Annotated in this window: 14 protein-coding genes, 1 tRNA gene and 2 rRNA genes; 11 read left to right on the forward strand and 6 right to left on the reverse strand. The window is 46.0% G+C overall.

Annotation, left to right across the window (positions count from 1 at the left end):
- The 3 genes from AC6R05_RS17350 to AC6R05_RS17360 all read left to right on the forward strand — a co-directional run.
- Positions 1-112 (forward strand): 23S ribosomal RNA (locus AC6R05_RS17350); the annotation flags it as partial.
- Positions 113-205: 93 nt separating this feature from the next.
- Positions 206-321 (forward strand): 5S ribosomal RNA (rrf, locus tag AC6R05_RS17355).
- Between the two features lie 41 nt (positions 322-362).
- A tRNA-Asp gene (locus tag AC6R05_RS17360) sits at positions 363-439 on the forward strand.
- A gap of 513 nt (positions 440-952) precedes the next feature.
- On the opposite strand, the gene AC6R05_RS17365 is transcribed toward AC6R05_RS17360, so the two are convergent.
- From AC6R05_RS17365 to hemC, 5 genes are all read right to left on the reverse strand, one after another.
- Positions 953-1,285 (reverse strand): c-type cytochrome, encoded by a 333-nt coding sequence (locus AC6R05_RS17365; RefSeq protein ID WP_500648132.1) that lies wholly within the window; start codon positions 1,283-1,285, stop codon positions 953-955.
- A gap of 133 nt (positions 1,286-1,418) precedes the next feature.
- Positions 1,419-2,600: a heme biosynthesis protein HemY gene (locus AC6R05_RS17370; protein WP_408692514.1), complete on the reverse strand. Its 1,182-nt coding sequence runs from the start codon at positions 2,598-2,600 to the stop codon at positions 1,419-1,421.
- Positions 2,600-3,820, reverse strand: coding sequence for a uroporphyrinogen-III C-methyltransferase (locus AC6R05_RS17375; RefSeq protein ID WP_500648133.1), 1,221 nt, complete (start codon positions 3,818-3,820; stop codon positions 2,600-2,602). The genes AC6R05_RS17370 and AC6R05_RS17375 overlap by 1 nt, the downstream gene beginning before the upstream one ends.
- A gap of 19 nt (positions 3,821-3,839) precedes the next feature.
- Positions 3,840-4,568, reverse strand: a complete 729-nt coding sequence (locus AC6R05_RS17380; protein WP_500648134.1) for a uroporphyrinogen-III synthase — start codon at positions 4,566-4,568, stop codon at positions 3,840-3,842.
- 2 nt (positions 4,569-4,570) lie between these two features.
- The gene (gene hemC / locus AC6R05_RS17385; protein ID WP_032553343.1) at positions 4,571-5,509 is read right to left on the reverse strand and encodes a hydroxymethylbilane synthase; all 939 of its coding nucleotides are present in this window, start codon (positions 5,507-5,509) and stop codon (positions 4,571-4,573) included.
- Between the two features lie 342 nt (positions 5,510-5,851).
- Here hemC and AC6R05_RS17390 point away from each other — a divergent pair, with 342 nt between their 5' ends.
- Positions 5,852-8,380 (forward strand): class I adenylate cyclase, encoded by a 2,529-nt coding sequence (locus AC6R05_RS17390; protein ID WP_150897455.1) that lies wholly within the window; start codon positions 5,852-5,854, stop codon positions 8,378-8,380.
- Between the two features lie 66 nt (positions 8,381-8,446).
- Here AC6R05_RS17390 and cyaY read toward each other — a convergent pair whose 3' ends face one another.
- Positions 8,447-8,761 carry an iron donor protein CyaY gene (gene cyaY / locus AC6R05_RS17395; protein WP_032553345.1) on the reverse strand — a complete coding sequence of 105 codons (315 nt, stop codon included), beginning with the start codon at positions 8,759-8,761 and terminating at the stop codon, positions 8,447-8,449.
- 75 nt (positions 8,762-8,836) lie between these two features.
- Between cyaY and lptM the strand changes: the two genes are divergently transcribed.
- The 7 genes from lptM (at position 8,837) to AC6R05_RS17430 (ending at position 16,107) form a co-directional block, all read left to right on the forward strand.
- Positions 8,837-8,953, forward strand: coding sequence for an LPS translocon maturation chaperone LptM (gene lptM / locus AC6R05_RS17400; RefSeq protein WP_032553346.1), 117 nt, complete (start codon positions 8,837-8,839; stop codon positions 8,951-8,953).
- A gap of 48 nt (positions 8,954-9,001) precedes the next feature.
- On the forward strand, positions 9,002-10,255 hold the full coding sequence (gene lysA / locus AC6R05_RS17405; RefSeq protein ID WP_032553347.1) for a diaminopimelate decarboxylase: 1,254 nt from the start codon (positions 9,002-9,004) through the stop codon (positions 10,253-10,255).
- Between the two features lie 11 nt (positions 10,256-10,266).
- A complete protein-coding gene (gene dapF / locus AC6R05_RS17410) occupies positions 10,267-11,097 on the forward strand; it encodes a diaminopimelate epimerase (protein WP_032553348.1) in 831 nt (276 codons plus the stop codon).
- Positions 11,098-11,126: 29 nt separating this feature from the next.
- The gene (locus AC6R05_RS17415; protein ID WP_500648135.1) at positions 11,127-11,828 is read left to right on the forward strand and encodes a DUF484 family protein; all 702 of its coding nucleotides are present in this window, start codon (positions 11,127-11,129) and stop codon (positions 11,826-11,828) included.
- Positions 11,794-12,726 carry a tyrosine recombinase XerC gene (gene xerC, locus AC6R05_RS17420; protein WP_150897451.1) on the forward strand — a complete coding sequence of 311 codons (933 nt, stop codon included), beginning with the start codon at positions 11,794-11,796 and terminating at the stop codon, positions 12,724-12,726. Before AC6R05_RS17415 ends, xerC begins: the two co-directional genes overlap by 35 nt.
- A 9-nt stretch (positions 12,727-12,735) precedes the next feature.
- A complete protein-coding gene (gene yigB / locus AC6R05_RS17425) occupies positions 12,736-13,452 on the forward strand; it encodes a 5-amino-6-(5-phospho-D-ribitylamino)uracil phosphatase YigB (RefSeq protein WP_500648136.1) in 717 nt (238 codons plus the stop codon).
- Positions 13,453-13,611: 159 nt separating this feature from the next.
- Positions 13,612-16,107, forward strand: coding sequence for a bifunctional diguanylate cyclase/phosphodiesterase (locus AC6R05_RS17430; protein ID WP_500648137.1), 2,496 nt, complete (start codon positions 13,612-13,614; stop codon positions 16,105-16,107).
- Positions 16,108-16,182: the final 75 nt, after the last annotated feature.

The following is a 16,182-nucleotide window of genomic DNA, read 5'->3' on the forward strand; positions in this document are numbered from 1 at the left end:
CGCTTTAAGCGTCCTAAAGGGTTGTTCAAGACTAGAACGTTGATAGGCAGGGTGTGTAAGCGCTGTGAGGCGTTGAGCTAACCTGTACTAATTGCCCGTGAGGCTTAACCATACAACACCCAAGGGGTTTTGATGGACTCAAAGATACAAACACTTGAATGAGTTTGAAGAGAATAGAAACAGCTTTCCAGATTTTAAGAATTTGCTTGGCGACCATAGCGTTGTGGACCCACCTGATTCCATGCCGAACTCAGAAGTGAAACGCAATAGCGCCGATGGTAGTGTGGGGCTTCCCCATGTGAGAGTAGGACATCGCCAGGCTTTAATTTTGGAACCACGTCTAAAGACGTGTTTACCACTGCGGAGTGGTAGTTCAGTTGGTTAGAATACCGGCCTGTCACGCCGGGGGTCGCGGGTTCGAGTCCCGTCCACTCCGCCACTTATACTAAGCCCAAGCATAACTGCTTGGGCTTTTTTTACGTTTGAATGATTGTATTCGGCTTTCAGACGAAAGATTCCCGCAAAAGGTTTGCCCGTTGTCCGCAACCAAGGCTATTCCAACATTTGTTAGAAAGCCTAGTCTTGCGACTAGGTTTTTGTCGTTTCTAGGGAGAAGTATTTGGGGATTCGAGTAACAAATCCCAGCCACTTAAGAACCATGTTATGTATTAAGGAGCATCTTTAGATTTAGATATAGCTGTGATTGTTGGCGTCTATACAATCTATACATATGGTAGCTCGCCATTTCTAAGCCTCATATTCCACCTAGCTCTCAGCTAGACTCTCTTTCTACTTAGCGCTTTAACTAATAGTAAAGTTTTCGTCATTCCCTAGACTGACGAAGGAAGGAGTAGGGAATCTAAACCCTGCAGATATACAAAGTAAATTTCAAAGACAGATTAGTCGCGTAAGAAGTAAAACACCCAGCAATGGTTAGGTATTACACCAAGGGTTATTTGCTATTTATCTTTTCGATATAGGCAAAGATATCTTTTATATCCTTCTCATTTAAGACGGAGTTCCAAGCGGGCATACCTTCATTACCATTTAACACGGTGTCGATGAGTTCTGCTTCGCTTTCAAACCAAGAATTTAAACCATCATAAATGTTCGAGGGCTGCTCTGGGAGCGCTTTTCCCGCAATACCATCACCATGACCAAGATCTCCATGGCAGGACACGCAGAGAGTCTTATAGGAGTTCTCACCAGCTTCTATATCTAAGTTAGCTGCGTATGTATTGAAGCCAATAAAGCTAGTAAGTAATAGGGTGGCGAACTTTGACATGATGACTCTCACTCATGGTGTAATTTGGGAATGAAGTAAGAGTACGATAGGTGGTATGAATATTATCTGAATGAAATGTACAAAAAGCCGATGCATCTCTGGCATCGGCTTTGTGGTGTTGTCATTACGTTTGTTATGCCGACTTCACTAAGCCTAAAGCCTTACGTGAAACTTCATGGGCAGCTTTGGTTAGGTTCTGTTTCTCAAGAGCATCAGACAGGTAACCATAATCTGAAACGTTAGAACGAAGCTCTAGCGCCTTTTCAAAGTGCGCTTGCGCTTCTGTCCACTTTTGCTCTCTTAGGTAGAACTGCGCCAGAGCACTGTGGGCTTCTGCGTTGCTATCATCTTTCTTTACTGCTTTTTCTAGCATAACAACCACAGGGTGATGGTCGGTTAGGTTAAGTTCTGGAAGCAATGTATACAGCTCGTTTGATTCGCTCTTAGCAATGTTCTCTTTGATGACTGTAAATGCTTCTGAGTCTGCCTTGCGAGCAATTAACTGTTTAACAAAACAAGAGACAAGGTGTGTACTTTGTTTTTGCTTGCGAGATAGCTTATTCCAGTGACTGATAAGTCCCTCGCTACCCTGTTGCTTAGCGACATCGTGCAGTAGACCACATTGTGCTTTCTGTTCTAATGCGATTTGTTCTTCTGCTGTGATTAGCTTGCTTTTAACCAATTTTGGCGTCAGTTCAATCAGAGGCTGCCATAACTTCAGTTCAACGTAAGTTGTCTTTAATAGACCTAGAACAGCAGTGTTGCTTGGGTAAGTGCCTTTTAGAGTCGACAGAGTATCAAAAGCGGCTTCAAAGTTTCTCTCACTGATCTGTTGCTTAGCTTTAGTTAGTTCAACAGCAAGCTGAGAGTTATCTTGTTGGCTAGCAAGTTCGATGTACTTATCACGCTCATCTTTATTGCCTTGCTCATGTGCAGCTTGTGACGCTACTAGGTAGCAAAGCAATGGCATGTCGTGATGATTAGCCCAGCGCGTCACTTTTTTCTCTGCGCCTTTCCAATCACCTTCAAGCAGTTTAACGATACCTTCATTGGTGTAACGACGTGAACGTTTTTGCTTACGCACACTGAACCAGTTCCACGTAGTAGAACTTGCGTATACCACCTTCTTAAACAGGTACTCAAGGCCAAAGAGTGCGGCCAATAGCGCGATCACAAAGATAACCAAGGTAGTCACACTCATCTCAATTGTTTTATTGGCAATAGAGATTAGAACGTAGCCTTGTTGTCCCGAGAACTGTGTACCGACAAATAGACCGGCGCCAAGGACTAAGAAAAGAAAAATCCAACGAATCATTATTTCTCCTCCTTGCTCGTCATTGTAGTGACTTCACGACGTAGACGGTCACGAATGACATCTGAAAGAGAGCTTTGAGACTCAAGCTTCACTGGATATTTTACCGTGATGTTTTGTTCGCTCAATTGCTTGATGGCTTTCTCAAACTCGATTACTGAGTTGTTGTCTTGGTTCAGGTATGCTGTTGACCACTCGTTTGCTGTTTCCAGTGCAGCGGTATAAATATCGCCTTGCTCTTTATAAACCGCGCGGATTGCTGTCTCAAGCTTACCCTTAATATTTTCTCTTAAATAAAAGTGCTGCTCTGGAGAAAGGAGAGGTACTACATCGCCATCACGGCTACGGAAAGTGATGAAGTTGCCTGAGAAATCTTTTAGTGAAGTCATCAGGTTGGTTTGCCAGTCGTTGATGTCTCCAGAAACCACTTCTTTTTTCTGTTCTTGTGCTTCAGGCAAGATTGCATTTGCCAATGGTAGAGTATCGACTTGTTGTTGCAGGCTGGTTAGGCGTAGCACTAAGCCGTCACGATCGATCAGTGGGATAGTGCGAAGCTTAGTAATATCGTTCGCCATGGATTGGCGCAGTGACACTAGGCTTGGATCGTTCAGTGCAGCAATGCGTTGGTCAGCACTTTCCATTAGCTTAGTTGCACTGACAGCGTCGTGTTCCAAAAATAACTTACGCCCTGCTAGTTTTACTAGGTAGTCTGCCTCTGCAAGTAACCAATCATTTGGTCTGCGACCTTTCACGTCAGCGACAGCAAGCTGTAGGCTTTGAATGCTTTTCTCTTGTTGAGCTTGAACAACCTGTGTTTTTTGAACAGCTTGAGACGCCTCTTGAATGGTCTCTTGCTTCACAGCTTGAAGGTCTTTGTTAACTGCCGATTTGGTATTTTCCAACTGAGATTGAAGGGCTGCAATTTGCGCCGAGTATTCAGCATTTTTTTGCTGCATTTGGAAAGCGATACCGCCGCTGAAGATAATAGAGATCGCGATGGCAATCGCACCAAACTTAACGCCGCGTTTGCCTTGCTTTTCAGCTTTAGCGATTAGCTCATTTTCTTCCGACGTTGTTTGAGGCTTGGTTTGTGGCTCTTCTGGTTTTGGAGCCTCTGCTTTTGTCTCTTCAGAACTTTCAGAGACAACATCATCTTGAACTACCGGCTGAGTTTCTGGACTTTTTTCAGGTTCAATATGCTCGTTATTTTTTTTGCTTGTCATGCTTATTTCCTGTTTCTAGCTAAGGCTGGAGAGCAGCCAGTAATATTGGGTTTGTCGCACTTGTCGTATTCGTAACTGTTGAATACCCAAGCTGTTGGGCTCGTTCTGCAATGCGTTGGCTTGGGACAAATAGATGTCTTGTGAAAAGCCAATTCGAATACTCATCAGGTGTATTAGAGGTAAAGTACTCCAATTGCTCCTGACTGGTGATGACAATTTTTGAAATCTTTTGTTCAACCCATAGAGGGTAAGTATTGTGGTGGTTTATCGGAATATATTCTCTACGGTAGGTCTCACAATAGGAGACTCGTGCTCCCTGATTGACAAGAGATTCGCGTATTAGCTCGCGCCCACCGTTTCCACGCAGTATTAAGATCGCCTTATCTTGCACATTTCTTAGCTCTGGCAGCCTAAGAAGGTGTTCACTATCACTCACTTGTGGGTAGTTTACTTTTTGTTTACAAGCTTTGCTTAAAATGTGCGCGGTTTTTTGACCAACGCCAAGGTATAGAGCGGAACTGGGCCAACTTTGGTTACTTTGTGCAAGAATTCGTTGAGCTGAGGTCACGGCGTGTTGACTGACAGCAATGATAATATCGCTGCTTTGTAACAGGTCAGAAAGCGGTTCGGAGGGAGAGTTGTCAACGATGCGAATCAGTGGATGATGGATCGCAGTGATTCCATCATCCACGAGCTGTTGGCAAAGCGCTTGCCCTTCAAGACCAGGGCGAGTTACCAACACCGTCATGATTAGTCTTGGTCAGCGTAAAGCTTAGTTAGGATTTCACGGGCGCCATCATCAAGAAGTTGATTCGCAAGCTTAACACCTAATGCTTCTGCGTCTTTACGTGGGCCTTTGATCTCACCGCGTACCATTTTTGAGCCGTCGGGTTCGCCAACAAGTGCACGTAACCAGATGTCATCACCGTCGAGTAGTGAGTAACTACCGATTGGCACCTGACAACCGCCTTCTAGAGTTAGGTTCATTGCACGCTCACACAGTACGCGATCAGCCGTATCTTGGTGATTTAACGGCTCTAGCAGTTTGATTAATCGTTCATCATCCAAACGACACTCAATACCAACAGCGCCTTGACCAACAGCCGGAAGAGACTGCTCTGGCTCAATGAAGCTGCGGATACGTTCTTCTAGCTCTAGACGTTTTAGGCCTGCGGCAGCAAGGATGATTGCGTCGTATTGGCCATCATCGAGTTTGCCTAAGCGGGTACCAACGTTGCCGCGTAGTTCTTTGATTACAAGGTCTGGGCGATATTCCATAAGTTGGCACTGACGGCGCAGACTACATGTACCAACAACGGCACCTTGAGGCAGCTCATCAATGTTGTTGTAGGTGTTAGATACGAAAGCGTCGCGTGGGTCTTCACGCTCACAGATCGTCACCAGACCCAAACCTTCAGGGAAGTCGACAGGCACATCTTTCATTGAGTGAACCGCTAGGTCAGCACGGCCTTCTAGCATCGCGACTTCAAGCTCTTTCACGAACAGGCCTTTACCGCCAACTTTTGCCAACGGCGTATCGAGAATGATGTCGCCTTTAGTAACCATGGTCACTAACTCAACTTCTAAACCAGGGTGCGCAGCTTGAAGGGCATCCCTTACAAAGTAGGCTTGCCAAAGAGCAAGTGGGCTTTTTCGAGTGGCGATACGGATTGGAGTTGATTGTGTCATGGTGATTCCGATATGAGTCTGTAATAGCCTAATCCTAACACTCTGGGCTGAAAATTCTTACTGTTAGATCATTGCGAGCTTTGATAGATAAAGGAATTTCATTACTTCACCAAAATAGTGTGATTGGTATCTCATTTGAAACATGGGCTATTATTAGAAATAGTCAATAAAGAGGACACTACCATGCCGTGGATTTAGCGTTTTTCCTAGACGAACAAAGGTGGCAGCATCGCCAGCTTTGCTTTACCATTAAAGGTAAAAGTGTTAAATTGATCACGTTTTGTTGTTGCTTTCGTTCAGTAACTAAACAGAAGTGCATTTAATCTCAACCAAGGACTTACCTTGCAGGCATACACTCAGACTTTGATTCAGCGATTGGATAATCTAAATCAACAGCGCATTGATCGTGCGTTGGCGTTGATGGATTTGCAAAGTCAGCGCGTATTCCATCTTATCCCCGCACTGCTTCACTACAACCACCCAATGATGCCTGGTTTTTATGACCAACAAGTTCCTTTTGGAATTCGTAGCTTCACGCCTAATGAATTCCAAAAGCAATTTGTCGAAGATACTGAGCTGACGTTAGGCGGTAAGCTCGCCGAGACGGATAGCCCTGAGATCCTTGGTCTCTACACCATGGGCAGTACATCTTCTATTGGTCAAAGTACTTCGAGTGACCTTGATATATGGGTCTGCGTATCACCGGATATGGATGGTGGTGCTCGCGATAGTTTGACCAACAAGTGTCTATTGATTACCGATTGGGCTCAGACGCTTGGCGTTGAAGCTAACTTCTTCCTGATGGATGAGCAGCGCTTCCGCTCGAACTATTCAGAAGAGATGACCGGTGATAACTGCGGCTCTTCTCAGCATCTACTACTACTGGATGAGTTCTATCGTTCCGCTGTGCGATTAGCGGGTCAACGCCTACTTTGGCAGATCATCCCTCCAGAAATGGAAGAGTGTTACGACGAATATGTGCAGGATCTTTGTAGCAAGGGTTACATCGATTGCTCTCAGTGGATTGATTTCGGCAAATTAAACCGAATTCCAGCGGAAGAGTACTTCGGCTCTAACCTGTGGCAGCTGTACAAGAGTATCGACTCTCCGTACAAATCGGTTTTAAAAGCGATCTTGTTAGAGGCTTACTCGTGGGAGTACCCACACACTCAACTTTTGAGTATCGATACTAAGCGTCGTTTCTTTGCTGATGAACCAGACCTATATGGGATGGACAGCTACTATTTGATGCTTGAGAAGGTAACTCGTTACCTTGAACGCATTAACGATGACACGCGTCTTGATCTTGTTCGCCGCTGTTTCTATCTCAAAACTCATGAGAAGTTATCGCGTGAGGCAGGAGTAGGGTCAGTCGCTTGGCGCCGTGAAGCGTTAACTGAGATGACTCAATCTTGGAATTGGGATCATGAGACCATCGTTGAGCTGGATAACCGTCGTAACTGGAAGGTTGAGCAAGTTAAAGTTGTACATCACGCCCTGTTAGATGCGTTGATGCTCAGCTACCGTAATCTGATTCAGTTTGCACGTCGCAACGACATCACCTCGGCAATCAGCCCACAAGACATCAGCATTCTTGCTCGTAAGCTGTATGCAGCTTTTGAGGTGCTACCGGGTAAGGTAACACTTCTAAACCCTCAGATTTCTCCGGATCTGCATGAACCCGATCTGAGCTTTATTGAGGTAAGACAGGGCCAAACTAATAAAGCGGGTTGGTATCTGTATAAGCAGCCATTGATTGCACACCGAATTCTTGGCCAACCATCGCTTGAGCACCATGAGTACTTGAGTAAGTTGGTTGCTTGGTCGTTCTTTAATGGATTGATCACCGAGTCAACACGCCTACACTCTGTGGTTCGTGACGCTCACATTGATATCGATAAGTTCTATCAGATGGTGAGCGACCTGCGTAATACCTTCTCACTGCGTAAGCGCCGTCCGAGTATGCAAGCGCTGGCGAGCCCGTGTGAGATCAGCCAGTTGGCGATGTTCATTAACTTTGAGAACGACCCAACCTCAGAATTGAGTGCTCGCTCTTTAAAAGTTGATTTGAAGAGTGCGGATATCTTCAGTTTTGGTGAAGAAGGCCAGAGCCTAGTGGGCAGTGTCGATTTGGTTTATCGTAACTCTTGGCATGAAGTGAGAACGCTTCATTTCCAAGGTGAGACGGCGATGCTTGACGCACTAAAAACGGTACTGGGTAAGATGCACCAAGATGCGTTGCCACCAGAGTCGGTGGATGTGTTCTGTTACAGCAAAAACTTACGCGGCGTGATCCGAAATATGGTTTACCAACTGCTGGCAGAGTGTATTGACCTGCGCTTGAAACCGATCGAGCAAGAGAAGCGTCGTCGATTTAAAGCAATCCGTTTGGCGAACAAGATGTTTGGTCTGTTCTTCGAGCGTCGTGGCGTATCTGTGCAGATGCTGGAAAACTCGGTCGACTTCTATCGCAGCATCTCAACCAATAAGCTGAAAGGCTCTCCGCTGCTCATGCTAGATAAAGAGCAAGAGTACCAACTACCAGAAGTAGTGGATGGCTTTGCCAGTGAGGGTTTGATTCAGTTCTTCTTTGAAGATACCGATCAGGGTTTCAATATCTACGTGTTGGATGAGTCGAATCAGGTTGAGGTTTACCACCAATACAGTGGTCAGAAAGACGAGATGATTGCGAGTGTGAACTCTTTCTACACCTCGGTGAAAGATGATTCTAAGGTGGCTTCGAAGCTGATTAACTTCAATCTTCCTCAGTATTATCAGATTGTTCACCCTGATGATGGGCAATCTTACGTGGTACCTTATCGTAATGATGCCACGCTCTCTTCGCGTAATTCAAAGATCGCTAACGTTTAGCAACAAAAAAGGAGTGACTGAGCCACTCCTTTTTACATTGGTCGCTTTGGGGTATCCATTGGTAGATTAAACCCAGTCGATCTCTTCACCAGCGTGCTTCTCACACTCAGTTTTCACCATTTCAAATAGCTCCATGCCTGTCTTTGAGCATGTCCACTTGTCTTCAATTAATTTGAAGTGAAAGCCGCCTGACTTAGAGGCTAGCCAGATCTCTTTCATCGGCTCTTGGCGGTTGATGATGATTTGACTGCGGTCTTCAAACTCTAGCGTCATCACGTTGCCAGTCACTTCATAATCGATGTCTGCCTCTGATTCATCGATCGCTTCTTCGATGTTTTGCATCTGTATATCGACTAGCTGATGAAATTCAGTATCGTTCATCCTTTCTATCCTATTGCTTTTCTTGAGTGTGGTGCGATTATAGGGGGCATTGAGTTAATAATCACGATATGCAAAATGAAAAAGTTAATTACCGCTCTGTTTATGTTGTCTGTTATTGGTCTTTCGGGCTGTGGTCAAACTGGTCCGCTCTACTTACCTGATGATGCGCAGCAAAATGAACAATCGCAATAAGTGAATCAACAATGTAGTAGCAATCGTAACGGATAAGGGATAAGAATTTTGGATTACTTCAACTATCAGGATGATGGCCAGCTTTGGGCTGAGAACGTCGCACTTTCACAACTGGCAGAGCAATACGGCACGCCACTGTACGTATATTCTCGTGCCACTCTAGAACGTCACTGGAATGCATTCGACTCTTCTGTGGGTGAGCACCCTCACTTGGTTTGCTATGCCGTAAAAGCAAACTCTAACCTAGGTGTACTAAATACACTGGCAAGATTGGGTTCTGGCTTCGATATCGTATCTGGTGGTGAACTGGAACGTGTTATTGCGGCAGGTGGTGATCCATCTAAGGTTGTGTTCTCTGGTGTAGGTAAAACGGCTGCAGAGATGAAGCGAGCGCTTGAGTTGAAGATTAAATGTTTTAACGTTGAGTCAGAGCCTGAGCTAGAGCGCCTGAATAAAGTTGCCGGCGAGCTTGGTGTGAAGGCGCCAATTTCTCTGCGTATAAACCCAGACGTTGATGCAAACACTCACCCTTATATCTCTACTGGTCTACGCGACAACAAATTTGGTATCGCTTTTGACCGTGCACCAGCAGTTTACGCGTTTGCTCAGAAGCTAGAAAACCTAGAGATTCACGGCATTGATTGCCATATTGGTTCACAGCTAACAGACATTGAACCTTTTATCGATGCGACGGACCGTCTGTTGGCTCTGATCGACCAACTGCGTGCTGATGGTATTAATATTAAGCATCTTGATGTTGGTGGCGGCTTAGGTGTTGTCTACCGTGACGAATTACCACCTCAACCATCAGACTACGCGAAGGCGTTGCTGGCTCGACTGGATAATCATGCTGATCTAGAGCTGATTTTCGAACCTGGACGAGCGATTGCGGCTAACGCTGGTGTATTATTAACAAAAGTCGAATTCCTAAAACCGACTGAACATAAGAACTTTGCCATCATCGATGCTGCGATGAACGACTTGATGCGTCCTGCGCTATACCAAGCATGGCAAGACATTGTCCCTGTTGTTCCTCGTGAAGGTGAAGCAGTGACTTATGATTTAGTGGGTCCTATCTGTGAAACTGGTGATTTCCTAGGTAAAGATCGTGCGCTTGTTCTTGAAGAGGGCGATCTCCTAGCGGTGCGTTCTGCAGGTGCTTATGGCTTCGTGATGTCATCGAACTACAACACTCGCTCACGTGCAGCAGAAGTGATGGTTGATGGCGATAAAACTCACCTTGTTCGTCAGCGTGAAGAGCTAACGAGCTTGTGGGAACTTGAAAACATTCTTCCGGAGTAAGTTTAAGCGTTATGCACTTCCACTTTTCAAAAATGCATGGTTTGGGCAATGATTTCATGGTCGTGGACTGCATTACTCAAAACATCTTCTTCTCTCCAGACCTGATCCGCCGTTTGGCGGATCGTCATACCGGTGTTGGTTTCGATCAACTGCTGGTGGTTGAGGCTCCGTACGACCCAGAGACGGACTTCCACTATCGTATTTTTAATGCCGATGGCAGTGAAGTCGAACAGTGTGGTAACGGTGCTCGTTGTTTTGCTCGCTTCGTGCGAATGAAAGGGCTGACCAACAAGTACAGCATTAATGTGAGTACCAAGAAAGGTAAGATGGTTCTCAAGATTGAAGAGAACGATCAGATCACGGTTAACATGGGCGTGCCTGAGTTCGAACCAAGTAAGATCCCTTTCAAAGCCAAACAGCCAGAGAAAACTTATATCCTGCGTACCGATGAGCACACACTTTTCTGTGGAGCGGTCAGCATGGGCAATCCTCACGTGGTGACCGTCGTCGATGATGTCGATACCGCGGATGTCGATACCATTGGCCCACTATTGGAGTCTCATGAGCGCTTCCCTGAGCGTGTAAATGCGGGCTTTATGCAGGTAGTGACGCGTGATGAAGTTCGCCTACGTGTTTACGAGCGTGGTGCGGGTGAGACACAAGCGTGTGGGAGCGGTGCTTGTGGTGCGGTTGCTGTCGGTATCACTCAAGGCCTGCTGTCTAACGACGTTAAAGTGAGTCTGCCTGGTGGCGATCTCCAGATCAGTTGGCAAGGGCCAGGTAAACCACTGTTTATGACTGGACCTGCAACACACGTCTTTGATGGTCAGCTCTCTTGCTGATCACCATGAATAATAAATAAGGATAGGTTTTGTCTTACGTAGAAGCCGATGCGCTAACGGCAGAAGTGGTTGCTGAATATTTGCGTGATAACCCAGACTTCTTCCAAGATAGGAAAGAGCTGGTCGATCGCTTGGCGATTAATAATGTAGAGCAGGGTGCTGTCTCTTTGGTCGAAGTGCAGTTGAAGCGTCAGCGACAGCGCATTGAAGAGCTTGAAGAAGAGATCACCAGCTTAATGTCACTGGCAGCCAATAACGATAAAACCTTTTATGAGTTTATGGCACTGCAAGATCAAGTGCTGAAGTGTCGTGATTTCATGCAGGTGATGAAAGCGGTAGAGCAGAAGGCGACTGAACTTGGTCTGAAAGCGTATGTGCGTATTCTTTCTCAGAGCGGTTTCTATCAGCTTAGTGATGAGGGGTACGCGAAATTCTCGTTGAACCATCTTAATGGGAAAGATGCGTACCTTGGGCGTTTGAGAAAGAGCGATCGCCAAGACCTATTTGGCGAACAACCGGCTCCTGAGCTAGGATCGTATGTAGTGCTACCGTTGGTAAAACAGTCTCCGATTGGGTTGCTGGCCTTCTCTAGTGAAGATGGTGGTCACTTTCAGCCTTACATGGACACCCTTTTCTTGCGTCATTTAGCACTCGTTGTTGCTCATATGGCAGAGACCTTACCTTGGCAGATTGATAATGAGCCTAGAGCCCAACACACCTCTTCCCAATAGCCTTCAAAAACCACTTTCTCGTTTCTATGAATACCTGAGAAGCGAGAAAGGTCTGAGCCTGCACACGCAACGCAATTATAAACAGCAGCTAGAAACTATGGCAGCCCAATTGGTGACTCTAGGTCTTAAAGACTGGCAGCAAGTTGACGCTGCGTGGGTGCGCCAGTTAGCCAGTAAAGGCATGCGTGAAGGGATTAAAGCGAGCAGCTTGGCGACACGCCTCTCCTCATTGCGTAGTTTCTTTGATTTCTTGGTGCTGCGAGGCGAGATCTCGGCAAACCCAGCCAAGGGTGTATCGGCACCGCGTAAGCAGCGCCCGTTACCAAAGAACCTTGATGTCGATGAAGTCGGGCAGCTGCTTGAGGTCGATGAAAGCGACCCTTTGGCGATTCGAGATCGTGCGATGATGGAAGTGATGTACGGTGCCGGTCTGCGTCTTGCAGAATTGGTGGGCATCAACTTGAAGGACATTCAGGCGCGTCAGGGTGAGATTCGAGTTATCGGTAAAGGTGATAAAGAGCGCAAAGCGCCTTTTTCTGGCCAGGCTAAAGAGTGTGTTGAGAAATGGCTCAAGGTGCGTGGTGAATTTGCCGCTCCTGGAGAGCCTGCATTGTTTGTCTCTAAGCTGGGTACGCGTATTTCGCATCGCAGTGTTCAGAAGCGTATGGAAGAGTGGGGTAAGAAGCAGGCGGTGGCCAGTCATATTAGCCCGCATAAGCTTCGTCACTCGTTTGCGACTCATGTACTGGAGTCCAGTCAGAACCTAAGGGCAGTTCAAGAACTCTTAGGGCATGAAAACATCTCAACGACCCAGATCTATACACACTTAGATTTTCAACACTTGGCACAAGCGTACGATCAGGCGCACCCAAGAGCTCGTAAAAGAAGCAAAGAATAAGAGGCACTGATGCAACTCTACCGTGGATTGAACCCGATTAAGGCGATGACGTTTGACCTAGATGACACACTTTATGATAACTGGCCTGTGATCATGAAAGTGGAAAAGGAGATGGCGAAGTGGCTGTTCAGTGAGCATCCTGTATCGTCAACTTTGTCGCTGGATGAGTGGCACCAAGTGAAGGTTCAAGTCGCGCAGGCCAATCCTGAGTTAAAGCATGATGTGACTCTATGGCGTGAAACACAGATCAAACACGGGTTGATGCAGCTTGGTTACACAGAGGCGCAAGCGACGGCGGCGGCGAAATCAGGTATAGAGCATGCATTGTGGCTAAGAAATCAAGTCGATGTCCCACAAGAGACACACCTCGTGATGCAAGCCTTGAGTGAAAAACTGCCTTTAGTCGCAATCACTAACGGCAATGTCGATCCACATAAAATCGGCTTGGGTGATTACTTTCAACTGATATTGAAAGCTGGACCCGATGGGAGAGCTAAGCCCTACCCAGACATGTTTACCCAAGCGCAAGAGCACCTAGGCATTAAAGCCGAACACATCTTGCATGTGGGTGACCACCTAATCAGTGATGTTTACGGAGCTAAGGTCAGTGGTTTTCAGGCGTGCTGGTTTAATGACAAAAATGTAAATATTCAGCAAGCATCGAAAGCTCGTGTGTTGCCTGATATCGAAATTTCACAATTACGAGATCTTATGCGACTAATTTAATCGCTACTCCAAGCTTATGTCGCATTTATCATAGGGTCTTGTTACATTAAGTTCCGTTTAAGAAGCTATTTTGGCTTTTTTAATCGGCAGCTGCTTTCATCGTATTAATATCCACTAAAGCCGTTGTCCTCTCTTAATACGATTACAACAAGGCTTGGCATGCATACCTATACTTTTCTCGTAACCTCTGAGGAATCCTTAGAATCTTATCTACAACAAAAAGAGTGGCATGCCAATAAACAGTACCTTATCCAGTTACACTCGACACTTTCCAGCCAATCTGCGAGTCGCCTAGCCGACATTACACTTACCTATCTCAAAGACGCGACCCTAATTGGTCAGAGCGTTCAGCATATGATTCACAATAATCGTCAGGTGAGTAGTGGAAGTTTACTGATGATCAGTGAGTTTGAGGAGACGACGCTAAGTTCGACGGTTGTGCCATTTAGCGGAAAAACTGGGTTAGATGGATTAGCGCTGGTTAACGCACTGAACCTGACTGAACATAGCCAAACCGTGATCAGTATTTGTGACCAAGTCGAGGGCTGCGATTACCCAATCTATACCGGTTTTGACACACTGCCTTATTCGGTACCAGTCGCTGGTGGTTTGTGTCATGAGAATGCTTATGGCCGTTGGGTGATGTATAACGGTCAGGTCTATCAACACGCTTGTGTTGCGGTGGCACTGCATAACCCTAACTTAAAGGTGTGGTCGGGTGCTTATTCTGAGTGGAACCCGATCGGCATGAAGCTTAGGGTCACTCGTGCTGAAGGGCATCGTTTATACAGCCTCAACGATAAGCCTGCTATTGAGGTATTTAAGCACTACCTCGCCGACGGTAAAGATATTCCCTTTAGCCAGTTAATGAGCTTCCCACTGTATCGTGAATCCGGCAGAAAAAAGGGTATCTCAACTCCGCTGCGAATCAATGATGATGGCAGTATTGAGTTTGATAGTGCTTGGCAAGTTGGTGAAGAGGCTCAGTTTTGTTATAACCATCCGTCACTCACTGCAGAGAAGGTACGTCACGGCGCGGAAGTACTGGCGATGCACCAGCCGGAATCGGTGATGATCTACAACTGTGTTTCACGCTTAGAGTTCATTGATAGTCGTACCGAGCTGAAGCCGTTTGAGGGGGTTGTTGATGCATGTGGTGCCTACTGCATGGGTGAGTTGTATCGAACAGACACTCAACAAGAGATCTTGCATCATAGCCTGACTTATGTCGCGATGCGTGAATCCCATGAGTTGATTGAATATAGCCGAACGGATGCTCATACCGATTCGATGGTGTCGCCTCTGCTTAATTTGGTGAGAAATGCTGTTGCTGATCTCGACCATATGAACAACCAGATGGAGAAAAAGCTTCATCAACAAGCGCGTCGCCTTACTGAAAGCTACCGAGTAGACTCGCGTACCGGTTTACCGAATCGTATTGTACTTAAAGAGCAGCTCAATAGTATCAAGAGTTCCGAGCATCTGCTTACCTTAAAGCTAACTAACTTCCACCAAGTGAATGAAAAGTATGGTTACCAAGTGGGTGACCAGCTGCTAAGGGATCTCTCTAATCATTTTATTGAACGACTCGAGAACAATGTGAAGCAAGACTCTCTTGAGCGAGTCGAACTGTTTAGCATCGGAGTTGGTGAGTGGGCGATCATTTTTGATGCCAAGGTCGAAAGTGAGCGGATTAAATATCGCTTTGCCCAGTTTGCCGATGACATTGAGCACATCAATTTTGAACCCTATGGTTTGGCGGACGTCGATTATCTCTCTGTGTCACTGTGTGGTGGCTTTGCTAGCCGCTGCGACTTTACTGAAGATAGTGGTGAAGAGATCCTACTAAAAGCGATTGAAGCACGGCGTTATGGGGTGCGTAACAATACCCATATTACTAACGCTAAAGACATTCAGGTTAGTGAAGAAGACCGCAAAGACCAGTTGGGTTGGCTCTCTTGTGTGAGTCGTGCCATTTTAAGTCAGAATATCATCACTTACACACAGCCTATCGTTGCTGCTGGCAGTCATCAAGAGGTGAGCCAAGAGTGTTTGGTTCGCATTATGGACGACGGAACCATCGTACCTCCGGGTAAGTTTCTGCCTATCATTGCCGATACTCATCTCTACACGCGCTTAAGTCGCCACATGATTAAGAATACGATTGGTTATATGGCAGACAAACAGGGTGCGTTTTCTATCAACTTGTCACCACAAGATCTTTTAAGTGATAAAACCTTGATGATTCTAGAGACGGCGATTCAAGGTATGAACGACCCAACGAGACTGGGTTTAGAAGTGTTGGAGTCTGAGCAGATCAAAGACTACGGGCGGATGATTGAGGTGTGTGACCACTTCAGAGCTTTAGGTGCTCGAATTATCGTTGATGACTTTGGCTCTGGTTACTCTAACATTGATGAAATCATCAAATTAGAGCCTCAGATCATCAAGTTAGACGGCAGTCTGATTCGTAACATTGATAAAGATCCAAAACAACGAAGTATCGCCGCTCAATTGGTTAAGTTGTGTCAGGTATTTAATGCTAAGACGGTAGCTGAATTTGTTCACAACCAGCAGGTGTGTGAACTCGCGGAAGATATGGGAATCGACTATCTACAAGGCTACTACTTTGGCGAACCTAAACGTTTGTTCTAACAAAAAACGTTTCGATCAAATGCCCCTAACACACAGTGTGATGTGCACACAGATCTCGAGAAATTCGCTGCATAT

Source organism: Vibrio sp. R11-SG3-ISO9, assembly GCF_059834255.1.

Excerpts from the sequence above, each read along its gene's own strand:
- lptM (WP_032553346.1), top strand. The coding sequence starts at position 8,837 with ATGAAAAAGTTAATTACCGCTCTGTTTATGTTGTCTGTTATTGGTCTT.
- AC6R05_RS17370 (WP_408692514.1), bottom strand. The coding sequence starts at position 2,600 with ATGATTCGTTGGATTTTTCTTTTCTTAGTCCTTGGCGCCGGTCTATTT.
- AC6R05_RS17380 (WP_500648134.1), bottom strand. The coding sequence starts at position 4,568 with ATGACGGTGTTGGTAACTCGCCCTGGTCTTGAAGGGCAAGCGCTTTGC.
- cyaY (WP_032553345.1), bottom strand. The coding sequence starts at position 8,761 with ATGAACGATACTGAATTTCATCAGCTAGTCGATATACAGATGCAAAAC.
- xerC (WP_150897451.1), top strand. The coding sequence starts at position 11,794 with ATGAGCCTAGAGCCCAACACACCTCTTCCCAATAGCCTTCAAAAACCA.
- hemC (WP_032553343.1), bottom strand. The coding sequence starts at position 5,509 with ATGACACAATCAACTCCAATCCGTATCGCCACTCGAAAAAGCCCACTT.
- yigB (WP_500648136.1), top strand. The coding sequence starts at position 12,736 with ATGCAACTCTACCGTGGATTGAACCCGATTAAGGCGATGACGTTTGAC.
- AC6R05_RS17365 (WP_500648132.1), bottom strand. The coding sequence starts at position 1,285 with ATGTCAAAGTTCGCCACCCTATTACTTACTAGCTTTATTGGCTTCAAT.
- dapF (WP_032553348.1), top strand. The coding sequence starts at position 10,267 with ATGCACTTCCACTTTTCAAAAATGCATGGTTTGGGCAATGATTTCATG.
- AC6R05_RS17430 (WP_500648137.1), top strand. The coding sequence starts at position 13,612 with ATGCATACCTATACTTTTCTCGTAACCTCTGAGGAATCCTTAGAATCT.
- AC6R05_RS17375 (WP_500648133.1), bottom strand. The coding sequence starts at position 3,820 with ATGACAAGCAAAAAAAATAACGAGCATATTGAACCTGAAAAAAGTCCA.